This is a genomic window from Acinetobacter sp. V2 (assembly GCF_001188385.1).
Classification (GTDB): Bacteria; Pseudomonadota; Gammaproteobacteria; order Pseudomonadales; family Moraxellaceae; genus Acinetobacter; species Acinetobacter oleivorans.
In genome coordinates this window covers 35,080-45,090 of record NZ_JZFB01000006.1, presented here as the reverse complement: position 1 = coordinate 45,090, position 10,011 = coordinate 35,080, and the positions used below count along the sequence as shown (strand labels likewise).

Annotated in this window: 13 protein-coding genes and 1 riboswitch; of the genes, 7 read left to right on the top strand and 6 right to left on the bottom strand. The window is 38.7% G+C overall.

Annotated features, from left to right (window positions below; genetic code table 11):
- The 4 genes from UC75_RS16085 to lysM all read left to right on the top strand — a co-directional run.
- The coding region (locus UC75_RS16085; protein ID WP_228137440.1) for an ACP S-malonyltransferase at nucleotides 1–700 on the top strand (700 nt) is incomplete at its 5' end.
- Nucleotides 697–1,431, top strand: a complete 735-nt coding sequence (fabG, locus tag UC75_RS16080) for a 3-oxoacyl-ACP reductase FabG (protein WP_004794212.1) — start codon at nucleotides 697–699, stop codon at nucleotides 1,429–1,431. The genes UC75_RS16085 and fabG, both read left to right, overlap by 4 nt.
- 84 nt (nucleotides 1,432–1,515) lie before the next feature.
- Nucleotides 1,516–1,752: an acyl carrier protein gene (gene acpP / locus UC75_RS16075; protein WP_004641570.1), complete on the top strand. Its 237-nt coding sequence runs from the start codon at nucleotides 1,516–1,518 to the stop codon at nucleotides 1,750–1,752.
- A 186-nt stretch (nucleotides 1,753–1,938) separates the two neighbouring features.
- Complete coding sequence (lysM, locus tag UC75_RS16070) at nucleotides 1,939–2,412, top strand: peptidoglycan-binding protein LysM (protein WP_049838164.1); 474 nt, start codon at nucleotides 1,939–1,941, stop codon at nucleotides 2,410–2,412.
- 43 nt (nucleotides 2,413–2,455) lie between these two features.
- On the opposite strand, the gene UC75_RS16065 is transcribed toward lysM, so the two are convergent.
- Complete coding sequence (locus tag UC75_RS16065) at nucleotides 2,456–3,223, bottom strand: hydroxymethylpyrimidine/phosphomethylpyrimidine kinase (RefSeq protein ID WP_049838163.1); 768 nt, start codon at nucleotides 3,221–3,223, stop codon at nucleotides 2,456–2,458.
- 97 nt (nucleotides 3,224–3,320) lie between these two features.
- Here UC75_RS16065 and UC75_RS16060 point away from each other — a divergent pair, with 97 nt between their 5' ends.
- Complete coding sequence (locus tag UC75_RS16060; protein ID WP_049838162.1) at nucleotides 3,321–3,995, top strand: HAD-IA family hydrolase; 675 nt, start codon at nucleotides 3,321–3,323, stop codon at nucleotides 3,993–3,995.
- 59 nt (nucleotides 3,996–4,054) lie between these two features.
- Here the strand turns inward: UC75_RS16060 and ribB are convergent, their stop codons facing one another.
- Nucleotides 4,055–4,714, bottom strand: coding sequence for a 3,4-dihydroxy-2-butanone-4-phosphate synthase (gene ribB, locus UC75_RS16055; RefSeq protein WP_049838161.1), 660 nt, complete (start codon nucleotides 4,712–4,714; stop codon nucleotides 4,055–4,057).
- 90 nt (nucleotides 4,715–4,804) lie between these two features.
- Nucleotides 4,805–4,955: riboswitch (FMN riboswitch) on the bottom strand.
- A gap of 176 nt (nucleotides 4,956–5,131) precedes the next feature.
- Between ribB and UC75_RS16050 the strand changes: the two genes are divergently transcribed.
- On the top strand, nucleotides 5,132–6,916 hold the full coding sequence (locus UC75_RS16050) for a DUF2157 domain-containing protein (RefSeq protein WP_049838160.1): 1,785 nt from the start codon (nucleotides 5,132–5,134) through the stop codon (nucleotides 6,914–6,916).
- Nucleotides 6,913–7,464, top strand: coding sequence for a GDYXXLXY domain-containing protein (locus tag UC75_RS16045; protein ID WP_049838159.1), 552 nt, complete (start codon nucleotides 6,913–6,915; stop codon nucleotides 7,462–7,464). The genes UC75_RS16050 and UC75_RS16045 overlap by 4 nt, the downstream gene beginning before the upstream one ends.
- Before the next feature lie 55 nt (nucleotides 7,465–7,519).
- Here the strand turns inward: UC75_RS16045 and panD are convergent, their stop codons facing one another.
- The 4 genes from panD to UC75_RS16025 all read right to left on the bottom strand — a co-directional run bounded on the left by panD (nucleotide 7,520) and on the right by UC75_RS16025 (nucleotide 9,977).
- The gene (gene panD / locus UC75_RS16040; protein WP_002120296.1) at nucleotides 7,520–7,900 is read right to left on the bottom strand and encodes an aspartate 1-decarboxylase; all 381 of its coding nucleotides are present in this window, start codon (nucleotides 7,898–7,900) and stop codon (nucleotides 7,520–7,522) included.
- A 131-nt stretch (nucleotides 7,901–8,031) separates the two neighbouring features.
- The gene (pth, locus tag UC75_RS16035; protein ID WP_005303077.1) at nucleotides 8,032–8,613 is read right to left on the bottom strand and encodes an aminoacyl-tRNA hydrolase; all 582 of its coding nucleotides are present in this window, start codon (nucleotides 8,611–8,613) and stop codon (nucleotides 8,032–8,034) included.
- A 20-nt stretch (nucleotides 8,614–8,633) separates the two neighbouring features.
- Nucleotides 8,634–8,930, bottom strand: a complete 297-nt coding sequence (rplY, locus tag UC75_RS16030) for a 50S ribosomal protein L25 (RefSeq protein WP_004794199.1) — start codon at nucleotides 8,928–8,930, stop codon at nucleotides 8,634–8,636.
- A 96-nt stretch (nucleotides 8,931–9,026) separates the two neighbouring features.
- A complete protein-coding gene (locus tag UC75_RS16025; protein WP_005303079.1) occupies nucleotides 9,027–9,977 on the bottom strand; it encodes a ribose-phosphate pyrophosphokinase in 951 nt (316 codons plus the stop codon).
- Between the last annotated feature and the right edge of the window lie 34 nt (nucleotides 9,978–10,011).

Genomic DNA, 10,011 nt, shown 5'->3' with positions numbered 1-10,011 from the left:
CCTTGCAGGGCATTCTCTAGGTGAATACAGCGCTTTGGTTGCTGCAGGATCTATGAGCTTGGCAGATGCAGTGAAACTCGTGAATTTGCGTGGCAAACTCATGCAAAGCGCTGTTCCTCAAGGGGAAGGTGCTATGGCTGCAATCCTTGGTTTGGCTGATGAAAAAGTGGTTGAACTTTGCCAAATCGTGAATGCAGAAGGTCAAGGCTCAGTAGAAGCTGCAAACTATAATTCACAAGGCCAAGTCGTAATTGCCGGAAGTACAGCATCTGTACAACAAGTAATGGCTTTGGCAAAAGAGCAGTCTGCTAAGGCAATTGCTTTACCTGTGTCAGTTCCTTCGCATTGTTCATTGATGAAGCCTGCTGCTGAAAAATTTGCAGAAGCTTTGGAACAAACTGCCATTGAGCTGCCTACCATACCTGTAATACAAAATGTCAACGCGGGAATAGCTACCGATGTTGCTCAATTGCGTCAGGCGTTGACTGCTCAATTGTACCAATCTGTACAATGGACAGACACGATGCAGTTCTTACAAGACCAAGGTATTCACTACGTTGTTGAGTGTGGCCCTGGTACAGTATTGAGTAATCTCGCGAAGCGTTTACCAAATATAGAAAAAGCTTTTGCGATTGATAGCAAGAGTAAAATGGAAGATGCCCTAAATGCTGTTTTAGTGGCAGAAGGAAAAATTGCATGACACAAGAACGCAAAGTTGCATTAGTAACGGGCGCGAGTCGGGGCATTGGCGCTGCAATTGCCCAGCAACTTATTCAAGACGGTTATTTTGTTGTAGGTACTGCGACATCTGAATCTGGTGCACAAAAGTTAAGTGAAAGCTTTGGTGAGCAAGGTGCAGGTTTAGCTCTCGATGTGCGTAATCTCGATGAGATTGAAGCAGTCGTTTCTCATATTGAACAGAACTATGGCCCTGTGCTTGTTTTGGTTAATAATGCGGGTATCACGAAAGACAATCTATTGCTACGCATGTCAGAAGATGATTGGGATGACATTCTCAACATTCACCTTAAAGCTGTATATCGTTTATCTAAACGTGTGCTTAAAGGTATGACAAAAGCGCGCTTTGGCCGCATTATTAATATTAGTTCTGTTGTTGCGCATTTTGCAAACCCAGGCCAAGCGAACTACTCTGCTGCAAAAGCAGGTATTGAAGCGTTTAGCCGTAGTCTTGCAAAAGAGATGGGTAGCCGCCAAATCACTGTGAACAGTGTGGCACCAGGTTTCATCGCAACAGAAATGACAGATGCACTTAGTGAAGACATTCGCAAAAAAATGAGTGATCAAGTGGCTTTAAATCGCTTAGGTGAGCCACAAGATATCGCAAATGCGGTGAGTTTCCTTGCAAGTGATAAAGCAGGTTACATTACCGGTACGGTATTACATGTAAATGGTGGTTTATACATGGCCTAAGGCTGATGTATAAACTTTTAAAAATTTTTATATTCAATTAAACTAGTGGCAAATCAAACGCCACAAGCAATGAGGAGAATTCCTGTGAGCGATATCGAACTACGCGTTAAACAAGCGGTTGCAGAACAACTTGGTCTTAAAGCTGAAGAGATTAAAAACGAAGCATCTTTTATGGATGACTTAGGTGCTGACTCTTTAGATTTAGTTGAGCTTGTAATGTCTTTCGAAAATGACTTCGACATCACTATCCCTGATGAAGATTCTAACGAAATCACTACAGTTCAATCTGCAATTGACTATGTAACTAAAAAACTTGGTTAATTCGCGTATTGCTGAATAAAAAGAAGGCCACCGTAAGGTGGCTTTTTTTATTTGATAAAAAAATTAAGAGATACATATTTTTACAAGATCAACCTCAATTGATAGCAGAGGCATAACTTTTTTGAAGTATAACAATAAAGGTCAGTTTAATGACTTTACTATAAACAATAATATGAGGACTAAAAGATGGGTCTTTTTGATTTTGTAAAAGGTATTGGTAAGAAAAATACCGCTCCTGCAGAACCACAACCAGCTCCGGCAACACCAGCAGAACCTTCTGCACAAGAAGTTGCAAATAAATTATTAGGTTTAATTAAAAGTTTAGGCTTAGGGGTAGAGGGCTTATCTGTAACCTATAATGGTGGTACAGATACGGCAATTATTAAAGGGCAGGTAAAAAGCCAAGCAGATAAAGAGAAAATTATTCTTATTGTTGGAAACATTGATCATGTGGCACAAGTAGATGACCAGATGACTGTTGCAACTCCTGAACCAGAAAGTAAGTTCTATACAGTGAAATCTGGTGACAACCTTTCAAAAATTGCGAAAGAGTTTTACGGTGATGCAAATCAGTATCCAAAAATCTTTGAAGCAAATAAACCAATGCTAAAAGATCCAGATGAGATCTTCCCTGGACAGGTTTTACGTATTCCTCAATAATTGAGGGTAATAAAAAAGGCGCTGTTGGCGCCTTTTTTTCTTTTTAAAATCTTTTTGGTATTTTTTGCCCATTTGGCACTGGAGTGTCAGCATTCTTTAAAACACCGAATAACCATGTTTCAGCATGCTGAACTGCAATTTTTAAAGAATCACCTAAAGCTAAACGACCAGCAATAAAACTAGCTAAAGAACAACCTGATCCATGATATTCGCCTTCAAGACGGGGGCAGCTACTACTCGCTGCAAGTTCACCATTAATATATAAACTATTTTTAATATGATCTGGTGTATCTTCGTGTCCACCTTTAACTAATACCGCTTTAGCACCCATTTCAAAAAGTTTTTTGGTTGCTTGGTCTAAGTCATCTGTACCCGTTAATGCACGTAATTCGACTGTGTTGGGAGTAATAATAGTGGCTAGGGGAATAAGCTCAACAAATGCTTTAACAAGAGTCGCTTGATCACCTAAAGAGCCACCACTGTTTGCCACTAAAACTGGATCAAGTACATATTGATAGTCAGGGTGTGCGCGAAGAAATTCAGCTAGAGCAGCAATATTATCTGTAGTGCCAAGCATGCCTGACTTAACGCATTTAATTGGTAAATCACCAACAACGGCATTGGCTTGAGCTAATAATAGTTCTTTTGAGGTTGCTTCGAAGCCAAATACTTGTTGTGAGTTCTGAATGGTAAGCGCTGTACATGCAATTGCTGCATGAGCACCACTTTGTCCAATCGCTTCAATATCAGCTTGTAAACCTGCACCACCTGAAGGGTCTAAACCCGAGAAACAAAGTACGGTTGGACGCACGGTTATTTCCTTTTCAATTTAAATTTACGTTAGTATAAGAGAGTTTGATTAAACTCTCGACCAATTGAATTAAATACTTTACTGGGTTAGTGATTGAATGGCTATAAAACATATTTTGATTGATTTAGATGGAACCCTAACAGACCCAAAAGTTGGTATCCATACTTCAATTCGCTATGCAATGGAAAAACTAGGCTATCCATTGGCTGCCGATTTAAATATTGACTGGACCATTGGCCCACCCTTAAAACCTTCACTCGCAAAATTGTTGGCTACTCAAGATGATGCGTTAGCTGAGCAAGCTCTACTTGCTTATCGTGAGCGTTTCTCGGTGATTGGTTTATTTGAAAATGAAGTATATCCTTCTGTTGTACAGACACTTAAAGCGTTAAAAGAAGAAGGGTATCGTTTATTTGTTGCCACTGCTAAACCAACGATTTATGCAAAACGTATTTTGGATCATTTTGAATTAAGCCAATATTTTGTACATATTTATGGTAGTGAACTGACAGGTGAGCGCACCAATAAAGCTGAACTCATTCATTATATTCTTGAGCATGAGCAACTAAGCCCAGAAGAATGCTTAATGGTAGGTGACCGTCAATATGATGTTTTAGGTGCACGTCATAATGGTATTGAGGCAGTCGCAGTAACTTATGGTTATGGAACAGCAGAGGAACTTGCTCAAGCACAGCCAAAAGCAATGATTAATCAATTCTCTGAACTCTTGGACTATGTTGAAGAAGTGGCAGCACAAAAGAAAGTTTCTTAAATATAAGTAAGTTTTAATTTAAAGGTTTGGCTTTGATATAAAGCCAAACCTTTTTTTATTTAAACACCGTGTTGTTGGCGGTATTGAACAAGTTCTTCAATCGTAATCACAGTTAAATGATGAGTTTGCGCATAAGCCAAAACTTGAATGCCTGATGCCATAGTGCCATCTGGGTTAGTCAATTCACATAACACACCAGCAGGTTTTAAACCGGCTAGTCGTGCGAGATCAATTGTTCCCTCAGTATGACCACGTCGTGTAAGCACTCCACCATTACGTGCACGTAATGGAAAAACGTGGCCTGGACGATTAAGATCGCTTGGGACAGCACCATCTTTAATTGCAGTTTGAATAGTAGTAACACGGTCTTTAGCAGAAACACCTGTCGTAACACCTTGAGCAGCTTCAATGGTTACTGTGAAAGCGGTATGAAACTGGCTCGAGTTTTGAGAAACCATTGGTGGTAGTTCTAGATGGTCTGCTAGCTCTTCTGTAAGGCATAAACATACGATACCCGAGCCATCACGAATCATGCGTGCCATTGTTTCTACCGTTAACGTTTCGGCTGCAATAATGAGATCAGCTTCATTTTCACGGTCAAAGTCATCCATAACCAAGACTGGTTTGCCTTTACGGATATCTTCTAATGCTTGTTGAATGCGCTGCTCAGCAGGAGAGAGGGCTGAGAAAAAAAGTTCTGGTTGAATTAAGCTAGACATAATGAAACGCTCTCGTAAAAATACGGTTGAACATTTCAGGACTGATGTAAAAACAGGCTGGCACTGAAATAAAATGGATTTATCCCAGTTCGTCGTCTTCTTTCATCCGGACTATACCGTCGGCTTTGGAGTTTCACCAAATCTGCTCAAATTACACAATTTAAGCTCGTGGGCTTGTTAATTTATTTATAAAAATTAACTTTACCACCGGTGGGGAATTACACCCCGCCCTGAAGCGATGGGTTTTATTATAGCGCGCTTGGCAAAATTGGCTAGATGCTTTTGTAGAATGCTAAGTCTCATTATGAATAAGTATTTTCATAAACAGAATTAAGCTTTTTAACAAGAGCTTACTTGTTGATATGAAAATGGAATGCTATGTTTTTTATAGAAAATTATAAATAAAATAGGTGTTTCATGCAGATAAGAGACTATTATCCTCTAACAAATAGCTCATTTATTCAGCATCTCCATATTTTCAGTTATGTATTTATGGCGGTAAGTATTCTTTATTTAATTGCTGCTAACTGGTTGATGCTTCCAGATAGCATTCAACTCGCTATCCCACCTCTTATATTACTTGTGACAGCATGGTTCAGTGTAAAAGATACCTTAACTGAAGGTGTTAGGCAGACCTTACACAGTATTTGTGGCTTGATGATAGGCTTAAGCTTGGCCGTTATCGGACAGGTTTATCAAACTGGTGCAGACAGTTATTTGCTTTTTTTAATTTGGACATTGCTTTTACTACCATGGCTATATCGACCGAATATTGGAATTTTTGGTCTAATTTGTATAACCAGCCAGCTCACACTTTTTTTATTTTTTAAACAGACTTTTTGGTCAGAAAAGTTTCCATATTTATATCTGTTTGCTCTAAATTTATTAAGCCTGGTCGAGTTTGGGGTGTGTATAAAGAAGTATCGTGCTTTAAGATTTGTTTTTATCGCTTGGTTTGCCGTTATTTCAATCATTGGAATGATCCAATATTTATCGAATGAAAATATTCTTTATCTGATCTCGGCTTTCTTTTCAGGACTCATCGCTTTTTATTATTTCTTCAAAAAAGATGATCAGTTATGTGCCAGTTTAATGGCTGCTGTTCTCGGTGTAACCGCAACAATATGGCTTGTAGATGGGATTAATAACTTATTTAAAGATTCTAATGAGTTCATCTTTTTATTGATTGCGGGCATTATTTTTATTTGGTTTGCATTGATTAGTTATCTTTTAATAAAAATTTTTCGTCAAAGCCGCTTTTATGTCATTCCATTGGCAATTGGTGCTTGGCTTGCAGGTCTAGCACTTGCGGCTTTTACACTAGTGTTTTGGGAGGCCATTTCTTTAGTCATTGGAATTATTTTTGTTGGATTAGCTTTTATTCTTTTAAAGAAATCAGAAAGTTATTTCTTTCGACAATTTGCTTATTGTTTATTTATCAGTGGGCAGACCGCTTTCTTATTTCATCTTGGTTCAGAAACAGATCAAATTCTATGGGTTTTGATTGCGCAGATTTTTATTCTATGTATCAGTTATTTTCTTAAACCGCATTGGTTTTTCATTTTAATCCAAATGCTTGTTACATATGGCATCGCTTTTATCTACTTGCTGCAATTAGACCATTCATTGTGGTCAATACATTCTAATCAGACCTATTTAAATTTAACTTTGCTCAGTTACTTGGTTTTTAGTTTGGTGCTGTTGCCTAAGTGCAAATCAATAGCACTATATGAGCGTAGTATTTTTTTATGCGTGCTTGTAGTAATTCTAGTAGCTTCTTTTTTTGATGCTTTTATGGGGCTCGTTCCAGAAAGCTCGATGGAACAGCAACTATGGGTTTTGTATTTGCTACCTAGTATATGGTTGCTATGTTTTAGTATTTTTCATTTATATCGACAACTTCATGGAGTCACTTTTTTTGCCTTTTTAATTTTTGGTATCTTACTTATTACACTTGGTTATTTTGAAATTTTTATCCTGTTCATTATTTTAACGTGGGCATTAAAAAAGAAAGATTATATTGTTTATGGATTTAGCTTGGCTGTATTAGTTTTAGTGTTCTGGCAGCTCTACTACAACTTACAAATAACTTTTCTAGCCAAGAGTGCCTCAATTTTTATTTCTGGTGCTGTTCTCTTGGCTCTGTCATGGTTACTTCATCGTGAAAATAAAGATGATCTTGTTGAAGGAGAGAAAGAATGAAAAAGTATTTTTCTCTTATTCTTGCATTAGTCACCATATTAATCTTTGTAGGATTAGTCGCAAAAAACGAATGGCATTTGCATCATAGTAAAAGTATTTTTATTGAACTTAAACCAGTCGATCCTCGTTCAATTTTACAAGGTGACTATATGGCACTGGCTTATGAGTTAAATTTACAATCTCTTAAAGCTCTTGCAGGAAATGAGAGTGAAGCTCTAGATCGGGTAATTTTTAATCATTCTTCTGTTCCAGCAAAAGTTATTTTGGATTCACAAAATCGAGTAGTTCGTACAATTTTAGATACTAACAATTCATTTGCTGGGCAAAGTTTAATTTTAAAAAATCCTGAAAATCGTTTACAGGCTTTATATCCCGCTTCACGAAGTTTCTTGTTTGCTGAAGGTCTAGCTCAATGCTATCAGAAAGCAAAGTATGCTGAATTTAAGGTAAATACAAAAGGAGAGGCGATCCTGTTTGATTTGCGAGGAGAGGGTCTTCAACCATTGAATTGCAAACAACAAAAGAACTGGTGGGAAGGAACGATTTAGGATTGATAAAATTATAAAAGCCCGTCAATGCGGGCTTTTTTATTCTTAGAAGAAATTAGGCAACTTGAACAGGGATACAATTCGCTGTGTGGTTGACTGTATTATTTGGGTTTGCATAGACCAAACGTGGTTTATGAATGTTTGCTTCAGCTTCAGTAAAATCACCAAATGTAGCAATAATGACTAGATCACCAACGTCTGCTTGATGTGCAGCACCGCCGTTTACTGAAATAATTCCAGAGTTATCTTCACCACGAATTGCATAAGTCGTGAAGCGTTTGCCATTGGTTACATTCCAAACATGAATTTCTTCATATTCACGAATACCAGCTAAGTCCATCAATACGCCATCAATTGCACAAGAACCTTCATAGTGAAGTTCAGCATGGGTTACAACTGCACGGTGAATTTTGCATTTTAATAAACGAGATAGCATGGCTAGCGTCTCCTGAGTAGACCTAAGATGTAGATCTTATGGTGAAATCTTTAGCTTTTGCGGTTGGCAAAGTGGCTGATGCGCATTTTGCTCCTAAAAAAGCAAGATAGCAAGCATGATTGTTCAACAATTTAATTGGGTTTATAAGCATTAATTTGATTCATGGCCTGTGGAACTTGTCCTTGAACAAGTAGTTTCACTTTAGAAAGGGCATGATCAATTGCTGCATCCATCAGACTTTGTTCACTACTTGGTGCTTTTCCAAGTACGTGACCTGAAACTCTTTCTTTTGAGCCAGGATGTCCGATACCAATACGTAACCGATGAAAATTTGGACCAATATGAGGGACAATGTCACGTAAACCGTTATGACCACCATGTCCACCGCCTGTTTTAAGACGAATTACACCAGGGTTCATATCAAGTTCATCATGAGCAATTAAAATTGCTTCGGGAGCAATTTGATAAAATTTTGCAAATGGAACTACACTTTGTCCAGAACGGTTCATAAATGTAGTGGGTAGAAGTAGACGGACATCGTGTCCTTCTATATTACCACGTCCACTGATTCCGTGAAATTTCGGATCATTTTTTAATGTAATGCCATATTTATTAGCAAGCTGTTCAATGAACCAAAAGCCTGCATTATGGCGGGTTTGGGCATATTCTGAACCAGGATTGCCCAAACCAACAATTAGCGAAATATTTGACACTAATCTACGCCTTTCAACACTTATGCGCGTTTGAAGTCAGCGTGCATAGGAGTGTTTTTAGATGGGTGACGTTGTAACGCTTGGATTTTAACGTTTTCAACTTTGTCGCCCACTTTGATTTCTACAACTTCTTCAAAGAAAGCATTGTTTTCTAAAGCTTTTACAAGCTCACGAAGTTCTAAAGTAATAGCTACAGGCTCAGCATTGCCACCATAAATGATAGCTGGAATTAATGCTTCGTGACGAAGGCGGCGGCTCGCACCTTTCCCTTGTTTGTCTTCAGCACGCGCTTGAGCGTTTAATACGAAGTTTGCCATGAGTAAATCCTCATTAAAGTTTAAATATACTAAACTTGCGACCAGTTTAGTGATAGAAAACCCCAGCCAAGGCCAGGGTTTATAAAAGCTGCGGTATTATAAACTATCGAACATCGCACTGATAGATTCTTCGTTATTAATACGACGAATCGTTTCAGCAACCATGCTAGCAACAGAAACCTGACGGATTTTGCCCAAGGTTAATGCTTCATCAGAAAGAGGAATGGTGTCAGTGACAACCAATTCATCAATAACTGAATTACGTAAGTTTTCAATAGCCTTGCCAGAAAGTACAGGGTGAGTTGCGTATGCAACTACACGGCGTGCACCAAATTGCTTAAGCGCATCAGCTGCTTTGCACAATGTACCGGCAGTATCAACCATGTCATCTACGATAACGCAATCACGATCTTTTACGTCACCAATTAAGTGCATAACTTGCGACTCATTGGCTTTTTGACGACGTTTGTCAATAATTGCTAAATCGATGTCACCCATCTGTTTGGCAACGGCACGAGCACGTACTACACCACCAACGTCAGGAGAAACCACCATAAGGTTGTCATGCTGTTGTTGACGTAAGTCAGCAAGCAAAGCAGGAGTACCGTAGATGTTGTCGACTGGAATATCGAAGAAACCCTGAATTTGGTCAGCATGTAAGTCAATCATTACGACACGATCAATACCAACAGTGGTAAGCATGTCTGCAACAACTTTAGCTGTAATCGGTACACGTGCAGAACGTGGACGACGGTCTTGGCGAGCATAACCAAAATAAGGGATAACAGCGGTAATACGACCAGCACTTGCACGACGCAAAGCATCTGCCATAACCAAGATTTCCATAAGGTTATCATTGGTAGGGGCACAAGTAGGCTGAACGATAAATACGTCTTTACCACGAACATTTTCAGTAATTTCTACTGAAATTTCTCCATCAGAAAAGTGACCGACTGATGCAGCACCTAGAGGGATATGTAAGTGACTTACGACTTTTTGAGCGAACTGTGGATGAGCATTTCCACTAAAAACGACAAGATTGGGCATGAAGCACCCTTGGCGGTTGGTATGTAATTAAATA

Excerpts from the sequence above, each read along its gene's own strand:
- fabG (WP_004794212.1), top strand. The coding sequence starts at position 697 with ATGACACAAGAACGCAAAGTTGCATTAGTAACGGGCGCGAGTCGGGGC.
- lysM (WP_049838164.1), top strand. The coding sequence starts at position 1,939 with ATGGGTCTTTTTGATTTTGTAAAAGGTATTGGTAAGAAAAATACCGCT.
- UC75_RS16060 (WP_049838162.1), top strand. The coding sequence starts at position 3,321 with ATGGCTATAAAACATATTTTGATTGATTTAGATGGAACCCTAACAGAC.
- ribB (WP_049838161.1), bottom strand. The coding sequence starts at position 4,714 with ATGTCTAGCTTAATTCAACCAGAACTTTTTTTCTCAGCCCTCTCTCCT.
- UC75_RS16050 (WP_049838160.1), top strand. The coding sequence starts at position 5,132 with ATGCAGATAAGAGACTATTATCCTCTAACAAATAGCTCATTTATTCAG.
- UC75_RS16045 (WP_049838159.1), top strand. The coding sequence starts at position 6,913 with ATGAAAAAGTATTTTTCTCTTATTCTTGCATTAGTCACCATATTAATC.
- panD (WP_002120296.1), bottom strand. The coding sequence starts at position 7,900 with ATGCTATCTCGTTTATTAAAATGCAAAATTCACCGTGCAGTTGTAACC.
- rplY (WP_004794199.1), bottom strand. The coding sequence starts at position 8,930 with ATGGCAAACTTCGTATTAAACGCTCAAGCGCGTGCTGAAGACAAACAA.
- UC75_RS16025 (WP_005303079.1), bottom strand. The coding sequence starts at position 9,977 with ATGCCCAATCTTGTCGTTTTTAGTGGAAATGCTCATCCACAGTTCGCT.